At 54.7% G+C, this 17,928-nt stretch carries 15 protein-coding genes; 4 read left to right on the forward strand and 11 right to left on the reverse strand.

Features of this window, described 5'->3' with window-relative positions:
• Positions 1-83 precede the first annotated feature (83 nt).
• A complete protein-coding gene (locus ACLW56_RS19170) occupies positions 84-1,409 on the forward strand; it encodes an IS4 family transposase (RefSeq protein ID WP_330983077.1) in 1,326 nt (441 codons plus the stop codon).
• Positions 1,410-1,447: 38 nt separating this feature from the next.
• Here ACLW56_RS19170 and secF read toward each other — a convergent pair whose 3' ends face one another.
• From secF to queA, 5 genes are read right to left on the reverse strand one after another with little or no spacing between them, the layout of a single operon-like run.
• Positions 1,448-2,419: a protein translocase subunit SecF gene (secF, locus tag ACLW56_RS19175; RefSeq protein ID WP_330985313.1), complete on the reverse strand. Its 972-nt coding sequence runs from the start codon at positions 2,417-2,419 to the stop codon at positions 1,448-1,450.
• Positions 2,420-2,429: 10 nt separating this feature from the next.
• A complete protein-coding gene (gene secD / locus ACLW56_RS19180; RefSeq protein ID WP_330985314.1) occupies positions 2,430-4,277 on the reverse strand; it encodes a protein translocase subunit SecD in 1,848 nt (615 codons plus the stop codon).
• A gap of 27 nt (positions 4,278-4,304) precedes the next feature.
• Complete coding sequence (gene yajC, locus ACLW56_RS19185; protein WP_330985315.1) at positions 4,305-4,640, reverse strand: preprotein translocase subunit YajC; 336 nt, start codon at positions 4,638-4,640, stop codon at positions 4,305-4,307.
• A gap of 22 nt (positions 4,641-4,662) precedes the next feature.
• Complete coding sequence (gene tgt, locus ACLW56_RS19190; RefSeq protein ID WP_330985316.1) at positions 4,663-5,790, reverse strand: tRNA guanosine(34) transglycosylase Tgt; 1,128 nt, start codon at positions 5,788-5,790, stop codon at positions 4,663-4,665.
• A 53-nt stretch (positions 5,791-5,843) separates the two neighbouring features.
• Positions 5,844-6,914, reverse strand: a complete 1,071-nt coding sequence (queA, locus tag ACLW56_RS19195; RefSeq protein ID WP_330985317.1) for a tRNA preQ1(34) S-adenosylmethionine ribosyltransferase-isomerase QueA — start codon at positions 6,912-6,914, stop codon at positions 5,844-5,846.
• Between the two features lie 93 nt (positions 6,915-7,007).
• Between queA and acpH the strand changes: the two genes are divergently transcribed.
• Complete coding sequence (gene acpH / locus ACLW56_RS19200; RefSeq protein WP_330985318.1) at positions 7,008-7,589, forward strand: ACP phosphodiesterase; 582 nt, start codon at positions 7,008-7,010, stop codon at positions 7,587-7,589.
• 169 nt (positions 7,590-7,758) lie between these two features.
• The gene (locus ACLW56_RS19205; RefSeq protein WP_154160272.1) at positions 7,759-8,361 is read left to right on the forward strand and encodes a peroxiredoxin C; all 603 of its coding nucleotides are present in this window, start codon (positions 7,759-7,761) and stop codon (positions 8,359-8,361) included.
• Between the two features lie 218 nt (positions 8,362-8,579).
• On the opposite strand, the gene ACLW56_RS19210 is transcribed toward ACLW56_RS19205, so the two are convergent.
• From ACLW56_RS19210 to ACLW56_RS19220, 3 genes are read right to left on the reverse strand one after another with little or no spacing between them, the layout of a single operon-like run.
• The gene (locus ACLW56_RS19210) at positions 8,580-10,448 is read right to left on the reverse strand and encodes an amidohydrolase (protein ID WP_330985319.1); all 1,869 of its coding nucleotides are present in this window, start codon (positions 10,446-10,448) and stop codon (positions 8,580-8,582) included.
• A gap of 20 nt (positions 10,449-10,468) precedes the next feature.
• On the reverse strand, positions 10,469-11,014 hold the full coding sequence (locus ACLW56_RS19215) for an antibiotic biosynthesis monooxygenase (protein WP_330985320.1): 546 nt from the start codon (positions 11,012-11,014) through the stop codon (positions 10,469-10,471).
• Between the two features lie 51 nt (positions 11,015-11,065).
• A complete protein-coding gene (locus ACLW56_RS19220) occupies positions 11,066-11,707 on the reverse strand; it encodes a hydrolase (protein ID WP_330985321.1) in 642 nt (213 codons plus the stop codon).
• A 422-nt stretch (positions 11,708-12,129) separates the two neighbouring features.
• On the opposite strand from ACLW56_RS19220, the gene ACLW56_RS19225 reads away from it, so the two are divergent.
• Positions 12,130-13,032: a LysR family transcriptional regulator gene (locus ACLW56_RS19225; RefSeq protein WP_330985322.1), complete on the forward strand. Its 903-nt coding sequence runs from the start codon at positions 12,130-12,132 to the stop codon at positions 13,030-13,032.
• 147 nt (positions 13,033-13,179) lie between these two features.
• On the opposite strand, the gene malZ is transcribed toward ACLW56_RS19225, so the two are convergent.
• The 3 genes from malZ to proY all read right to left on the reverse strand — a co-directional run bounded on the left by malZ (position 13,180) and on the right by proY (position 17,874).
• The gene (gene malZ, locus ACLW56_RS19230; protein WP_330985323.1) at positions 13,180-15,000 is read right to left on the reverse strand and encodes a maltodextrin glucosidase; all 1,821 of its coding nucleotides are present in this window, start codon (positions 14,998-15,000) and stop codon (positions 13,180-13,182) included.
• Between the two features lie 111 nt (positions 15,001-15,111).
• Entirely contained in the window at positions 15,112-16,410 is a 1,299-nt protein-coding gene (locus ACLW56_RS19235; protein ID WP_330985324.1) for a Fic family protein, read from the reverse strand.
• A gap of 90 nt (positions 16,411-16,500) precedes the next feature.
• Complete coding sequence (proY, locus tag ACLW56_RS19240) at positions 16,501-17,874, reverse strand: proline-specific permease ProY (protein ID WP_330985325.1); 1,374 nt, start codon at positions 17,872-17,874, stop codon at positions 16,501-16,503.
• Positions 17,875-17,928: the final 54 nt, after the last annotated feature.

Consider the following 17,928-nt stretch of genomic DNA (forward strand, 5'->3'; position numbering starts at 1 on the left):
TAATGCCGATCATTTAAGAGTACTTGAACGATCCTGCCAGTGAGAGACAATCCGGGAACAGCCCTCTGCTCCCGGATTTTTTTATGTCTGAACAGGATATGGATTTTGTTGTTGATGCTTTCGCCTCTGAGCTGGATGCTTTTTCTCGCTCCCTTGACCCCCTCTGGATACACCAGGCATTAAGCGCCTGCCAGAAGGCCAGCATTCGCAGGCGTCGCCTCCCTGCTGAGCAGGCTGTCTGGCTTATTCTGATGATGGGGTTGCTGCGTGACTTATCCATTAAAGATGTCTGCCATCATCTCGACATTGTTCTCCAGCCTGAAGACGGTTATCAAAGCCTTGCCCCCAGCGTACTCACTGCCGCACGCCAGCGCCTGGGCGAAGCCCCACTTCGCTACCTTTTTCATGCCTGCAACGAGGCCTGGCAACCTGCGGCACTCGGGCCCGCTACGTTCCATGGCCTCCGGGTTCTGAGCGTTGACGGAACACTTTTTCGCACGCCCGATTCACCTGAGAACGCCGCTGCTTTTGGGTTTATCGAACCGTCCACGGGGACATTCCCGCAGGTACGGATGGTCGGGCTGATGGCAACCCATTCCCATATGTTGCTGGATGCGGCGTTTGGCGGTGTGGCCGAGGGGGAGCTAACGCTGGCGCATCGTCTGATTTCCTCCGCCCCTGACCATACGCTGACCCTGTTCGACCGCTGTTATTTCAGCGCGGCTTTTTTCCTGGAATGGCAGCAGGCCGGAGCCTGCACACACTGGCTCACACCAGTAAAAAGTAAACTCCGCTATGAGGTTATCGAACGATACAGCGATTACGACATGCTGATTGAGATGCCGGTTTCACCTCAGGCTCGCAAGGCTGCGCCTCATCTCCCGGAAGTCTGGCGGGCAAGGATGGTGAGTTATGTCAGCGGTGGCGGTAAAGGGAAAATCACGGGATTTTTAACGTCGCTGACCGATCCGGTCGCCTGGCCAGTCGAAGATTTGCTGCGAATTTACTGGGAACGCTGGGAGATCGAACTAGGCTATGGAGAGCTAAAAAGACGGCAGTTGAAGGGGGAGGTCACACTGCGGAGCCGATTTCCGGAGGGGGTAAAACAGGAGCTGTGGGGGATCCTGGTGTCGTACAACCTGCTGAGAAAGGAAATGGTGGATATTGCAGGAGAGGCCGGCGTTATTCCAACCCGGATAAGTTTCGTGGCGGCATTAAATATTCTGATATCGCAGGTCAGGGTGAGTGGTAAGGGCGCGACGGGGAATATACCTAAGCATCTGAAAGGAATGAGGGAAAATGTAAAAGCCTTTATCCTTCCGGAAAAAAGAAAGCACCGACGATACGAGCGTTCGGTGCTTTATATTCCGCCTAAATATCCGTTCAGCTATAAGTCACGCGAGGCTTAAGTGAACGGCATTAAGTCGAACGACTGGCCTTTCTGATCTTACGGCAGGATTGAAGGCTGATCGGCGCCTTCTTTTTCCACTTTCTGTACCAGCAGGTGCTCACGTTTCATCCCGAGTTTCAGCGCCAGCGCCGAAGCCACGTAGATGGAAGACACCGTACCGATGGAGACACCGATAAGCATGGTCAGCGAGAAGCCTTCCAGCACCGGGCCACCGAACAGGAACAGCATCAGGATAACCATTAAGGTGGTTCCCGAAGTGATCAACGTACGGTGCAGCGTCTGAGTCAGGGACACGTTAAAGATCTCGTAAGGCGTGCCGCGACGAATCTTGCGGAAGTTCTCACGAATACGGTCCGAGACCACGATGCTGTCGTTCAGCGAGTAGCCGATAACCGACATCAGCGACGCCACGATGGTCAGGTCAACCTCGATGTGGAACAGCGAGAGAATGCCCATGGTGATCACCACGTCGTGCGCCAGGGCGATAACCACCCCCGCCGCCAGACGCCATTCGAAGCGGAAGCCCACGTAGACCAGAATCGAGATCAACGCCGCAAGCAGTGCCATCGCCCCGCTCTGCGCCAGGTCTGCCCCGACGCTCGGCCCGACAAACTCAATGCGCTTGATAGCCGCGTTCTGCGAGGTGGATTCGTTGATCACCTCCAGAACTTTGCTGCCCAACTCCTGGCTGCCGCTTTCGGTTTTCACCGGAGGCATGCGCACCATGATGTCGTGGCTGCTACCAAAGTTCTGCACCAGTGGCTCAACGAAGCCCGCTTTTTCCAGCGAGGCACGCGTCTGTTCCATATCCACTGGTTTTTCCAGCGTAATTTCAATCACCGTACCACCGGTGAAATCGAGACCCCAGTTGAAGCCGCGCACGCCAATAATGACGATGGAAGCCACCAACAGCAGGCCCGAGAGCCCAAAGGCCCAGAAGTCCCAGCGCATAAAGTCATGGACTTTACGGCCGTGGTTTAATTGTTCAACAGTATATTCCTGTGCCACAACGCACTCCTCAGATAGACAGCTTGTTGATGCGTTTGCCGCCGTACAACAGGTTTACGATGGCACGGGTGCCGACGATCGCGGTAAACATGGAAGTCGCCACACCGATACCGGTGGTGATGGCGAAGCCTTTAATGGCGCCAGTACCGACTGCATACAGGATCAGGACTTTAATCAGCGTAGTGATGTTCGCATCGAAGATGGAACTAAACGCACCAGCATACCCCTCATGGATGGCCTGCTGGACCGAGCGTCCGTTACTCAACTCTTCTTTGATACGTTCGTTAATCAGTACGTTAGCATCGACCGCGACCGCAAGGGTTAACACGATACCCGCAATCCCCGGCATGCTGAGCGTGGCTCCAGGCAGCAGCGACATGATCCCAACAATCAGCACCAGGTTCGCCAGCAGCGCAGAGGTCGCGATCAGGCCAAACTTCTTATAGAAGAACAGCATGAACAGAATGGAGACCACCAGACCGGCCAGACACGCTTCCAGACCCTGCTTGATGTTTTGCAGACCCAGAGTTGGACCAATGGTCCGTTCTTCGACAATCTGGATTGGCGCAATCAGCGCACCGGCACGCAGCAGCAGCGACAGCTGACGGGCTTCGTTCGGGTTGCTAATACCGGTGATACGGAAGCTGTTACCGAGGCGAGACTGGATGTTGGCGACGTTAATCACCTCTTCCTGCTTCACCAGAACGGCACGGCCATTCGCATCTTTCTTACCGCTATCTTTGTACTCCACGAACAGGGTCGCCATCGGTTTACCGATATTGTCCTTGGTAAAGTTAGACATGATGTTACCACCGGCGCTGTCGAGCGAGATGTTAACCTGCGGCTGGTTGTATTCATCCTGGCTGGAGGTGGAGTCGGTGATATGGTCACCGGTCAGGATCACACGCTTGTACAGCACAATTGGCCGGCCTTCACGGGAATCTTTCACCTCAGAGTCGCCCGGTACGCGGCCAGAAGTGGCGGCAGACTGATCGACATTGGTGTTCACCAGACGGAATTCCAGCGTCGCGGTTGCGCCCAGAATTTCTTTCGCACGCGCGGTGTCCTGAATACCCGGCAGCTCAACCACGATACGATCCGCACCCTGACGCTGTACCACCGGCTCGGCAACGCCCAGCTGGTTGACACGGTTACGCAGGATATTGATGTTCTGCTGAACGGCATATTCGCGCGCTTCTTTCAGGCGCTCATCGGTCATCGTCACCCGCAGCTGGTTGTCGCCCTGGCTGGTGATAACTAAATCACGGTGACGCGGCGTGAGGTAGCTGATAGCCTGGTCACGGGCCGCGCTGTCACTGAATGTGATGCTCAGACCGTAGTTATCGGCTTTCTGTACGGTCTTGTAACCGATGCCTTTCTCACGCAGATCGCTGCGCAGACCATCGATATTTTGTTCCTGCAGTTTGCTCAGCGCGGTATCCATATCCACTTCCATCAGGAAGTGCACGCCACCACGCAAATCAAGACCGAGTTTCATCGGCTCAGCCTGCATCATGGCCAGCCAACGCGGAGTGGCCGGAGCCAGGTTAAGCGCCACGACATACTTGTCACCCAGCACGCTGACCAGCGCTTCACGCGCACGCAACTGGATGTCAGTGGAGTCGAAGCGAGCAAGAATTGCGCCCTCTTCCAGTGCCACAGACTTCGCGGTAATTTTTTCTTCTTTTAAGGTGTTCTGGACCTGGATCAGCGTTTGCTCACTGGCAGCGTTACCACGCACGCCAGTGATTTGAACAGCCGGATCCTCACCATACAGGTTGGGAAGTGCGTAAAGCAGGCCGACGAGTATCACGACGACCAGCATAATGTACTTCCACAAAGGATAACGGTTTAACACGGCAGTTCCCTTTGGGAAAACAGTGGATTACAGCGCCTTCATCGTGCCTTTCGGCAGAACGGCAGCTACGAAGTCACGTTTGATGACCACTTCAGTGGTGTCGTTCAGGGCGATAGCAATGTAGCCAGCTTCAGCTACTTTGGTTACGCGACCGACCAGGCCACCGTTAGTCAGCACTTCATCACCTTTGGCGATGGAGTCCATCAGCTTTTTATGCTCTTTGGTGCGCTTCTGCTGTGGGCGCAGGATCATGAAATAGAAAATCAGACCGAACACCACCAGCATTGGAATCAAAGTCCACTGGCTTTGCCCCGCAGCACCAGCAGCAGGAGCGGCTACCGCATCAGAAATAAAAAAGCTCATTGAATTTCCCTCATTATTAAAATTAATCAACGTTCAACGGTGGGACATCCCGACCCTGACGTTGGTAAAACTCCGTCACAAAGCTCTCTAATTTACCCTCTTCGATAGCCTTGCGTAAACCCGCCATTAAACGCTGATAGTAGCGAAGATTATGGATGGTATTGAGACGCGCGCCCAGAATTTCATTGCAACGGTCAAGATGATGCAAATAAGCGCGTGAATAATGACGACAGGTATAGCAATCGCACTCAGCGTCGAGTGGGCTGGTGTCGCTCTTATGCTTCGCGTTACGGATTTTTACCACGCCATCGGTGACAAACAGGTGTCCGTTACGGGCGTTACGCGTTGGCATTACGCAGTCGAACATGTCGATACCGCGACGCACACCTTCCACCAGATCTTCCGGTTTGCCCACGCCCATCAGGTAGCGTGGTTTGTCTGCCGGGATTTGCGGGCAAACATGCTCCAGAATGCGATGCATGTCTTCCTTTGGCTCCCCGACAGCCAGGCCGCCGACAGCGTAGCCATCAAAGCCAATCTCCACCAGACCTTTGACGGAGATATCGCGTAAATCTTCGTAAACGCTGCCCTGAATAATGCCGAACAGCGCATTTTTGTTTTGCAGGGAATCGAAGCGATCGCGGCTGCGTTTTGCCCAGCGCAAGGACATTTCCATTGAGCGCTTGGCGTAATCCCAGTCCGCCGGGTACGGCGTACATTCGTCGAAAATCATCACGATATCGGAACCGAGATCGTACTGAATCTCCATGGATTTTTCCGGATCGAGGAAAATCGGATCGCCGTTGATCGGGTTGCGGAAATGCACGCCCGCTTCGGTGATTTTACGGATATCACCCAGGCTGAAGACCTGGAAGCCGCCGGAATCGGTCAGGATAGGCCCTTTCCACTGCATGAAGTCATGGAGATCGCCATGCAGCTTCATGATTTCCTGGCCAGGACGCAGCCACAGGTGGAAAGTATTGCCGAGAATAATCTGCGCGCCAGTGGCTTCAACTTCTTCCGGCGTCATCCCTTTTACGGTGCCGTAAGTGCCAACAGGCATAAAGGCTGGCGTTTCAACTACGCCACGATCAAAGACCAGGCGACCGCGGCGTGCGCGACCGTCTGTGGTATCCAGTTCAAATTTCATGTTGACTCCAGCGTCAGAAAGACAGTCTGACGTATTAACCCAACGTTGCGGAATCAGTCCCCAACGCGTTCCTGAATAGCGGACGGATTGTACGTGATGTACATGGCATCCCCGTAGCTAAAAAAGCGATATTTTTGTTCTACCGCAGACTTGTAAGCGTTCATGGTGTGCTGATAACCCGCAAAGGCGGACACCAGCATGATGAGCGTCGACTCTGGCAGGTGGAAGTTGGTCACCAGCGCATCAATGACTTGGTACTGATAGCCTGGGTAGATAAAGATTTGCGTGTCACCGAAGAACGGTTCGATCAGGTCAGTTTTCGCTGCCTGCGCCGCGCTTTCCAGTGAACGAACGGACGTTGTGCCTACCGCGACAACTCGACTTCCTCGCGCTTTTGCCGCCAGCACCGCGTCAACGACGTCCTGCGGCACTTCGGCATATTCGGAGTGCATGATGTGATCTTCGATGCTGTCTACGCGCACCGGCTGGAAGGTTCCCGCGCCCACGTGCAGCGTGACAAACGCCATCTCAATGCCTTTCTCACGCAGTTTCGCCAGCAGCGGTTCATCAAAATGCAGGCCAGCGGTTGGCGCAGCAACCGCGCCTGGTTTTTGGCTGTAGACAGTCTGATACAGCTCGCGGTCAGCGTCTTCATCCGGGCGGTCGATATACGGCGGCAGCGGCATATGGCCGATGGCGTTGAGGATATCGAGCACCGGGCGCTGGTCATTAAATTCAACTTCAAACAGCGCATCGTGGCGGGTAACCATCGTGGCATGAATGCTTTCATCGTCACCGAGCAGCAGCTCTGCGCCCGGTTTCGGCGCTTTGGACGCGCGAATATGTGCCAGAATACGTTTATCGTCGAGCATGCGCTCCACCAGCACTTCAATCTTGCCGCCGCTGGCTTTACGGCCAAACAGACGTGCCGGGATCACCCGGGTGTTGTTAAAGACCAGCAGATCGCCAGGGTTGAGCTTGTCGAGCAGATCGGTGAAAGTACCGTGCGTCAGCTCGCCCGTTGGCCCGTCTAAGGATAACAAACGGCAGCTACTGCGCTCCGGCTGTGGGTAGTGGGCAATCAGGGATTCGGGCAGTTCAAAAGAAAAATCGGCGACGCGCATGACGGTAACTCAGACATAATAAAGAGGCGGGTAGTCTAGTGGCAGGCTGCTTTGGCTGCAACCGGTAAGCCTTTAAATAAGGAAAGCATACAAATGAACTTTCTCGCTCACCTGCATTTAGCGCATCTGGCGGACAGCTCGTTATCGGGCAATTTACTGGCCGATTTTGTGCGCGGCAATCCGGATGAGCTGTATTCCCCGGAGGTCGTGAGCGGGATCTACATGCACCGTCGCATAGACGTGCTGACGGATAGTTTGCCGGAAGTGAAAGCCGCCCGTGACAGGTTTCGCCCTGAAACCCGTCGTGTTGCCCCGATTACGCTGGACGTGATGTGGGATCATTTTCTTTCGCGTCACTGGTCACAGCTTTCGCCAGCCATGTCGTTGCCTGATTTTGTTCGTTACGCGCACGCGCAGGTCGCTGAAATTCTGCCTGAATCGCCACCTCGCTTCGTCAATCTGAATGAATACTTGTGGTCTGAACGCTGGCTTGAGCGTTACCGGGAGATGGATTTTATCCAGCGAGTGCTTAACGGAATGGCAAGCCGTCGTCCACGCCTCGATGCGTTACGCGATTCCTGGCAGGATTTGGACTCACATTACGATCAATTTGAAGAGACCTTCTGGTCTTTTTACCCAGCCATGATGGCGCAGGCACAGGCCAGAGCACTTTAAAACTTGCGCTTCATCACAAAATCGCTAAGCTGACACAGTTGGAAATATAAAGATTGATAGGTAAAACCTGTCTCAACGATTGTCAGTGCCTCTTTGTATCGTTTATTTCCTCTCCCTATACTGGCCCGCGTTGCGTTCCATTAACCTTATAAAATTAGAGGAGAACCTCATGGTTCTGGTCACTCGTCCTGCTCCTGACTTTACTGCCGCTGCTGTACTGGGTAACGGCGAAATCGTTGATAACTTCAACTTCAAACAGCACACCGCTGGCAAAGCGACTGTCCTGTTCTTCTGGCCAATGGACTTCACCTTCGTCTGCCCGTCTGAACTGATCGCGTTCGACAAGCGTTACGAAGAATTCCAGAAGCGTGGCGTAGAAGTGGTTGGCGTTTCTTTTGACTCTGAATTTGTCCATAACGCATGGCGCAACACCCCTGTCGACAAAGGCGGCATCGGTGCAGTGAAATACGCGATGGTTGCGGACATCAAACGTGAAATCCAGCAGGCTTACGGTATCGAACATCCGGACGCTGGCGTGGCTCTGCGTGGTTCTTTCCTGATCGACGCTAACGGCATCGTACGTCACCAGGTTGTGAACGATCTGCCACTGGGTCGTAACATCGACGAAATGCTGCGTATGGTTGACGCGCTGCAGTTCCACGAAGAGCACGGCGAAGTGTGCCCGGCTCAGTGGGAAAAAGGCAAAGAAGGTATGGACGCTTCTCCAGCAGGCGTTGCGAAATACCTGACTGAGAACGTCAACGGCCTGTAATCAGCGCTGATGGATAGATGAAAGGCTCGCGAATGCGGGCCTTTTTTGTGGGTTGAGATCGGCGTTAGCCCCTCTCCCCGACCCTCTCCCAAAGGGAGAGGGAGAAAACCAACTCCGGTCCACTCTCTCCCTCCGCGGGAAAGGGCGAAAACCAGCTCCGAACAGTTCCCTCTCCCTGTGGGAGAGGGCTAGGGAGAGGGGATCAGACAACTCAATAATCAAAAAGCAAAACAACTGCACCCCAGCACACCCCAGAAGGCCTGGTCATCTGACACTGGAATGCCTGACTTCCTCGCGATATCGTGGGAATGCCCGTGCACACCGCAGCTGCCGATGCACTGGTGCATCTGTACGACTGCGCCCACTTTCCCCATCGCTGGCGGCGCAGAACGGTAATGACCCGGCACTTTCACGACTGGCGACCAGTCTGGAACAACCGGAATCGCTGGCGGCGCAAGCGGTGTGAAATGCCCGGCGGCGTACACCACTTTGCCATCCACAATCGTTAGCACTGACTCAATGCCTTTGATTTCCTCTTCCGGCACGCGGAAGTAGTCTTTTGACAGCACCACCAAATCCGCAAGCTGATCAGTAACAATGCGACCTTTTTTGCCCTGTTCGCTGGAGAACCACGCACTGCCGGCGGTCCACAGCTCCAGTGCCACGTCACGCGGCAGGCGATTGCTATCGTCATACATCGACAAACCGCCGACGGTACGCCCGGACACCAGCCAGTAAAGCGCCGTCCACGGATTGTAGCTCGCGACACGAGTCGCATCGGTACCCAAACCAACCGGCACATCCAGCTCCAGCATTTTCGCCACTGGCGGCGTGTGTTTCACGGCCTCTTTGCCGTATCTGTCGACGAAATACTCGCCCTGAAACGCCATACGGTGCTGCACCGCAATCCCGCCGCCCAGCGCTTTTACGCGTTCGATATTTCGTTCGGTGATGGTTTCGGCATGGTCAAAGAACCAGTGCAGGCCATTGAACGGAATGTCGCGATTCACCTTCTCGAACACATCCAGCATCCGGCTGATGGATTCGTCATAAGTGGCGTGCAGACGGAACGGCCAGCGGTGTTCCACCAGATGGCGTACCACACGCTCCAGCTCGTCTTCCATGCCTTGTGGCAAATCAGGCCGCGGCTGGAGGAAATCTTCGAAATCCGCTGCGGAAAAGACCAGCATTTCCCCTGCCCCATTCGCGCGATAAAAATCAGTGCCCTGGCCTGGCTTGAGCATATCAGTCCAGCGCTCGAAATCTTCCAGCTCTTGTTTCGGCCGTTGGGTAAACAGGTTGTAGGCTATGCGCACAGTCATTTGGTCATTGGCGTGGAGCTGCTCAATGATTTCGTAATCTTCCGGGTAGTTCTGGAAACCGCCGCCCGCGTCGATGGCGCTGGTTAAGCCCAGACGATTCAACTCGCGCATAAACTGACGCGTGGAGTTCACCTGCATCTCCAGCGGCAATTTTGGTCCTTTCGCCAGCGTGGAATAGAGGATCATCGCGTTGGGTTTCGCCACCAGCATGCCTGTCGGGTTACCGTTGCTGTCACGCACGATTTCACCGCCCGCAGGATCAGGCGTTTCTTTGGTGTATCCTACCGCTTTCAGCGCCGCGCGGTTCAGCAGCGCACGGTCATAAAGATGCAGTACAAAAACAGGTGTGTCCGGCGCGGCTTCATTCAGTTCTTCAATTGTCGGCATCCTGCGTTCGGCAAACTGGAACTCACTCCAGCCGCCCACCACGCGCACCCACTGCGGTGACGGCGTGCGATCGGCCTGATCTTTCAGCATTCGCAGCGCATCCGCGAGCGAAGGCACGCCTTCCCAGCGCAGCTCAAGGTTGTAATTCAACCCACCGCGAATCAGGTGCAGGTGCGAGTCATTCAGGCCCGGGATCACCGTGTGGCCTTTAAGATCGACAATCTGCGTGCCGTCAGTGGCATAGCTCATGATTTGATCGTGGCTACCGGTCGCGAGGATTTTACCGTTGGCGATCGCGACCGCTTGCGCGAGAGGGTTTTCCCGATCCAGGGTATGGATTTCGCCATGGGTCAGGATCAATGTGGCTTGTTGAGACATTTCAGACTCCTCAAACCGGCTCAGGCTTTTTTCAGCCAGCCGGCAAAAATTCGGGTAACAATGGGCATCCACAGCCAGACAACCAGCGCCACCACGCAGGCATCGTTAATCAGATGCAGCAGCAACGTGCCTTTCAGGCCAGGAAACAGCAGGCCGGTGATAGCCGGCACCAGGTTGGTGCTCGGGAAAATCACCAGCAGCGTGATGAGAAACTGTTTCCAGCGCCTGGGTTGACGCACATGCGGCGCAGGCGGGGTAAACCAGAAAGCCGCCTCGGTTTTGACTTCAGTATGATCGCCTTCGGCCAGCAGCGGCGTGATTTCATCCACCAGTTGTTTGCGGGTTTCGGATTGTGTCCAGGCGTAGAGGTGTTCGAGCGTGTCGAAGCGAATGATGATATTCCACATGCCCTGCCCGTCCGTGGGACGAATAACGTTAGCCCCCAGATGGCCTGGGAATTCCGCCGCGACCGGCATTATCCTGCCCAGCCACGCTTCGTATTCCCCGCTATCTTCTGACCGCAAAGCGTGGGTGATAACCAGAGTCACATGTTTTTTTTGCGTCATGGCAAAGGTTCCTTGCTGTCGCAAACAGGCGGGCGAACGCCCGCCACCGCGTTACGCTTTACGTTCCGGCGCACCGTGAACCAAAGTGTAGGCGTAATCGACGCCCATGCCGTAAGCGCCACTGTGTTCGCGCACCAAATCCATCACTGCGTCGTAGGTGCCTTTGCGTGACCAGTCGCGCTGGTACTCCAGCAGCACCTGTTGCCAGGTCACAGGTACCGCGCCAGCTTGTACCATGCGGTCGATAGCACGTTCGTGCGCATCAACAGACGTGCCACCGGAGGTATCCGTCACCACGTAAACTTCAAAGCCTTCGTCCAGTGCCATCAGTGCCGGGAAAGTCAGGCACACTTCGGTCCAGAGCGCAGACATGATCAGCTTTTTACGCCCGGTCGCTTTCACGGCATCAACAAACGCCTTATCTTCCCAGGAGTTCATCGATGTGCGTTCAATCGGTTTTACATCAGGGTGCACAGCCAGTAATTCAGGCCAGATATAGCCACTAAAACTTTTGGTTTCGACAGAGGTATAAATCACCGGCACATTAAATATCTTCCCGGCTTTGGCGAGTGCCACGGTATTATTTTTCAGCGTTTGGCGGTCAATATTTGCCACGCCAAAAGACATTTGCGGCTGATGGTCGATAAAAATAAGCGCAGAATTCTGCGGGTCGATCAGTTCCCGAATAGACATAACACACCTTCTTAATTAATAGTTCAAAGGCAACAGCCTGAGTCTGCTATCTACCCTAGATAATTCGAGTTGCAGGTAGGCGGCAAGGGAGCTCATCCCCAGGAGCTTACTTAAGTAAGTGACTGGGGTGAGGGAGTGCAGCCAACACCCCTGCAGCTTGAAGTATGACGGGTAGAAACAGTTGGATCCTGACGGAGAAAGCAGAGTGAGTATAGGCGGAAATTTCTAACGAGTTATTAAAGAAATTTTTCTGTTTTATGACCAGCGAGTTAGAGAATATATTCTGAAAAACTCATTCCCTATGACAACTATTATCAGGCTTAGTCAAAAAATTACGCGCCTGCGTTCTAAATTATTCACTGGCATTGAATAAGCGCTTCAGTAAGACTTTACTTATTCTCCGATCACCGACTTTTTCCGCCATGCGCTTAAATCTTGAAGTGTTGCTTATTCTCGATGCCCTCGATAAGCACGGATCTTTTGCCACCGCAGCTGAATCACTTTTTAAAACGCCTGCGGCGCTCAGCTACATGATCCAGAAACTGGAAAGCGATCTGGACATTACCCTGCTGGATCGCTCCGGTCATCGAGCGAAATTTACCGATACTGGCCGAATGATGCTGGAAAAAGGGCGACTGCTGCTAAACGCCGCGAAAGACCTGGAAAAACAGGCGGTGCAGGTGCAGTCCGGCTGGGAAAAAGAGCTGTCGATTGCGCTGGATGACTCTTTCCCGTTTGCAGCACTTTTACCGCTGATTGACGCGTTCCACGCTCTGAACAAACAAACGCGGCTAAACTTTACCCATCACACGCTGGCCGGTTCATGGGAAGAATTAACCCACCACGGCGCGGACATGATTATAGGGGCGATCAACGAGCCGCCAACCTCCGGCGCGTGGTCGTACAAAATGCTCGGCACGCTGGACAATGTGTTTGTGGTCGCCCCTTCTCACCCGCTCGCGCAGACACAAACGCCGCTTTCCAACGATCAGCTTTGTCTGCATCGAGCCGTGGTCATCAGCGACAGCGCGCGCAGCTGTCAGCCTATCAACAGCAATCTCATGGATGAACAGCCGCAAATACGCGTGGATGATTTTCACTCTAAGCTGATGCTGTTACGCGCGGGAATGGGCTGCGGTTTTCTGCCACGGCACATTGCACGTCCGTGGCTGAAAAATGGCGAGCTGGTGGAAAAAGAAGTGGTGTCATTTCGTGAAAAAGACGTGGCCTATATGGCCTGGCGCAACCACAGCGACGGGCTGGCGCAGCGCTGGTGGCGGGAAGCGTTGTTGAGCGATGACGTTTTGGAGCGTTTGTACCATTGAAGATATGCCGGGTGGCGACCAGTCAACTGTTTATGCGGTCTGATGCCCTCTCCCCCGGCCCCTCTCCCACAGGGCGAGGGGGCAAACACTAAAAATCCTCTCAAGAGAGGATTTTGCTATTTACCTTGCCGCCCAGCACCTCTGGAGCTAATTACCCAACCATACAGAAGCGGAGATAGCAGGCAGCGTCAGCACATCGCCCTGCAACGTGCCTTTACCCTCTTTTAGCAACCACTCTTTGACAGCCAGCAGCGGCGAGGCGTCGAGCACCACTTCACACGGCTCGCCGCGATTTATCGCCACCAGCACGCGCTGTTGCTTCAACACACGCACAAAGACCACGACGTTATCTTCCGCGTAAATCACCTGACAGCCGCCGTGGCGCAAGGCCTGAGAGCGTTGACGAAGCTTCGCCATTCGCTGATACAGGGCAAACAATGTCAGATCCTGTTTTTCTTTCTGCCACGGGAATGGCTTGCGACAGAACGGATCGTTGTTGCCATCAAGCCCCACTTCATCGCCGTAGTAGATGCACGGCACGCCAGGCCAGGTAAACAGCCACACCACCGCCAGCGGCAAACGCGCCACATCTTTGCCAAGCAGCGATTTAAACCGCGCGGTATCGTGGCTGTCGAGTTGGTTAAACATGCGCAGCTGCTGCTGATGCGACAGGCCAGCGCGGTAATTGTCCATCCACGCCATGCAGGTTTGGGCATCAATCATTTGCGGATCGTAAGAGATATCGGTATTCGCCAGGAATCCCCACAGCGGGAAAGTAAACCCGCGATAGTTCATCGCCGCGTCCTCAGCATCGGCCTGCAGCCACTGACGCGCATCGCCGAAATGTTCACCCAGAATATAGGCTTCCGGCTGCGTTTCTTTGGCCGCTTTGGTGATCCCCGCGATATGCTGAAGATTGTTCCGCGCCCCGCCCGCTTCCCCCAACATATGCACCACGTCGAGCCGCCAGCCGTCCATACTCCACGGCGTTTTAAGCCAGTGGCGCACAATGCTGTCTTCCCCGCGATAGATTTCGTTGATCAGCGTTTCAGAGCTGAAATCAAGCTTCGGCAAGCTGGCGTAGCCCAGCCAGTCCAGCGCTTTGCCTTCCTCTGAAAAACTGTACCAGTCGCGCCAATGCGATGAAGGATTGTGGCATGCGCCATCGGTGCCGCGGTTATGCCTGTCAAACCAGCCGTGCGAATCTCCGCTGTGGTTAAACACGCCGTCGAGAATAAGCTTCATGCCTTCACGGCGAGTGTTGTGTCGCAACCTTAATAACGCCTGATCGCCGCCAAACTGCGGATCAACGTGACGATAATCTTCAGTGTCGTATTTGTGCACGCTCGGGGCGACAAAAACGGGGTTGAGATACAGCGCGGTGACGCCGAGCTTTTTCAGGTACGGCAGCTTTTCGCTGATACCGACCAGATCGCCGCCGTAAAAAGTGGAGCCGCCCGCTTCGGCCGTCAGCGGTTCATCCCACTCGCGTAGCACGATGTCGCGCCCGGCAGCGTGGTGATAATAGACATTGTCCTGCTCCGCCGAACGAGGCTCAGTGCGGGCAAAACGATCGGGGAAAATCTGATAGAACACCTGATCGGCCACCCACTGCGGGCCGATATCTGGCACATCCACCGCAAACTGTTCAAGGCGTGCTGGCGGGAAACGGCTAAATCCTTGTGGCGTAAACCAGCGCTGGCGATTTTCCCACAGCAGTTTGAAACTGTAACGGCGACGCGGTTGCCCGCTTGCCAACGGGATCTCCGCCCGCCATGCCGTCACACCCGGCTGCGGTTCGCTGCGCAAGCGGTGCATCGGCAACGCAATCTCTTCGTTGTCTTCCTCTGCTCGTAACGTCACGCGCAGCGGCGGCACTTCACCGCTCAGCCATAGCGTGATCGCCAGCCGGTCCTGTTGCTGTTTAATGAACGGTGCAACAGGCAGATGCCATGCCTTCAACATCATTTTTCCCCTTTGTCCAAAATGCGTTCACCTTGCCACAGTCTGGCTACATATCACTCATCATTATGCGGCGAATTGGGGGAGGATAAAGGGGGAGGAGAGTCGGGTTATGATTTATGGCCTGATCCGAATGCAGTAGGCCGTTTGCTGCCCGTTGACCTGCCGTTCTTCAGCGATGTTCTCCCGCACCAGCGCCCGTAGATCAGTTCTGGCGGTGTTGTCTGATACCCCCAGCTTTTCACTTACCTGTGCTGCGGTCACGCTTTCTCCCGGCTCCGCCAGCATAATGTTCACCAGCATAACCTGCCGTTGGGTGAGCCGCGCAAGCGCGCCGGAGTCGAAAAGCAGGCGATCAACCGCGGCCCGACGCATCACTATCGCATCGATATGTTCCTCAAATTTATCCAGCGCTCTATGGAGGATACGAGCCTGGTAGTCGAGAAAATACGTCAGGTCCATGCCATCGGTTTCGGTGTATTGAAAGCTGTGGGCGTATTTCACCGGAGCGGCATAAATCAGACTGCTGATCGAGATATAACGAAATGCCTCATAGCCCTTTTTCAGCATATACCAGTAAAACAGCGCCCGACTGGTGCGCCCGTTACCGTCCCTGAAGGGGTGTTCATGGGCGATCATAAAGTGAAGGACAGAGGCACGTATCAGAGGGTGAACATACTGATCCTCGCTGGCATTCACCCATGCGCAAACCTGATGAAGGCGATCTGCAATATATTCTGCGGCAGGCGGCTGGTGGACGATGTTGCCATCGTAATCGGCGATCACAATGTCATCGGAGAGGCGAAACTCACCGGGCGTATATTTCCCGTCATCAATGCCTCCCATCCCCACGGCATGAAAGTGCCGGATCAAGCTTATTGTCAGAGGTTCATCAAGATGATCGACTATCTCTGCCATAAGCCGGGCATTCCCCACAATCATCTGCTCGCTCTCGGTACGCGGCTTGCGCCCGGTTCTCAACATATTCAGCGCCACCCGCGTTGTGGTATTTGCGCCCTCAAGCTGTGAACTGGTGATCGCCTCTTCATGCTGGAACTGGCTTAGCGCCGCGCCTATGCCCTGTATCCGCTCCCGCTGCCGGCTGAGCGCCTGTCCGGTAGCGTACTTATCTACCCGCTCACAGATTTCAGACAGTGCGGGAAGGGTATTCAACCCTGCTTGCTGGCCTTGTTCGTTTGAATAGTCAATAAACTGTATCGCTGCATTTCGGGCTCGACGGGTAAAGCCCCAGGCCAGTACAGGATCGTCGCCCTTTTCAACACGATACTGAAATTGATCCCACGGCAAATAGCGGCCCTTATCGTCCAGCAGCCTGGCATAGTGTTGATAGTGTTCATGTTGCATCCCTGTGATTTGGCTCAATGGGATCAAAGCAGGAGGAGCTTTAGTGGACATGCAAACTATCTCAAAAAAAGAAAATATTGAGATAGTTTAGCGTAAGAGAGGAAGGAAAGAAAACCCGGCGCTCGGCCGGGTTTGAGAGCGTTACTGCACAAGCGCTCGTTGGCGGTCGCGGCGGGCTTTGAATTGCCAGCCAATCAGCAGCAGGGCAATCCACGCGAAACCAACGTACAGAGAAATGCGGGTGTCCGGGTGCCAGCCAATCAGTACGATGATAAACACCAGGAACAGCAGGCCCACAATCGTGGTGAAGACACCGCCCGGCACTTTAAATTTCAGCGCTTTGACTTCTTCCGGCGGCAGACGACGACGGAACGCAATCTGTGACAGCAGGATCATGATCCACACCCACACAGTGGCGAAGGTCGCCAGCGAAGCAATCACCAGGAACACGTTTTCCGGCATGATGTAGTTCAGATACACCGCCAGCAGCAGCGCGACTGTCATGACCGCCACCGTCACCCACGGCACACCGCGGCGTGAGGTTTTAGCGAAAATCTTCGGCGCACTGCCCTGCTCGGCCATGCCGTGCAGCATACGCCCTACGCCAAAGACGTCGGAGTTAATCGCTGAAAGCGAGGCCGTCAGCACCACAAAGTTAAGAATGCTGGCCGCAAAAGTGATGCCCAGATGCTGGAACGTCATCACGAATGGGCTGCCGTTAGTGCCGACCTGGTTCCACGGGTAGATGGACATGATGACGAACAGCGTGCCCACATAAAACACCAGAATGCGCATCGGCACGGAGTTAATCGCACGCGGAATGGATTTCTCCGGGTCTTTCGCTTCACCGGCTGTAATGCCGATGATTTCAATGCCGCCGTAGGCAAACATCACCATTTGCAGCGACATCACCATGCCAAGCCAGCCGTTACTGAAGAAGCCACCGTTGCTCCACAAATTGTGAATGCCGGTTGGCTGACCGCCGTTGCCGATACCCCAGATGATGATGCCAAAGCCCGCCGCAATCATCACAATGATGGTGGCGACCTTGAAGAAGGAGAACCAGAACTCCAGTTCGCCAAACACCTTCACACTCATCAGGTTGATGGCGCAGATGATGAGCACCACGCTCAGCACCCAAATCCAGTGCGGCACTGCCGGGAACCAGACGCCCATGTAGATGCCAAACGCGGTCACGTCGGCAATCGCCACAATCAGGATTTCAAAGCAGTACGTCCAGCCGGTGATGTAGCCCGCGAGAGGGCCTAAGTTATCCTGCGCGTAGCGGGAGAAGGAGCTGGCAGACGGGTTGTGCACGGACATTTCGCCGAGCGCACGCATGATGATGTAAGCGGCAACACCGCCGATGATATAAGCCAGCAACACGCTGGGACCGGCCATTTTGATGGCGTCTGCCGAGCCATAAAAAAGACCGGTGCCGATAGCCGACCCGAGCGCCATAAAGCGAATGTGACGGGTACTTAGCCCGCGTTTTAGTTTGTTCTCTGTTTCCATGAATTCCACTGCCTTACCAAAAAACAAAACCACGGAGCCTGTAGCCCCGTGGTT

The organism is Pantoea sp. sgz302252 (assembly GCF_047713085.1).
In the GTDB taxonomy this organism is placed as follows: domain Bacteria; phylum Pseudomonadota; class Gammaproteobacteria; order Enterobacterales; family Enterobacteriaceae; genus Scandinavium.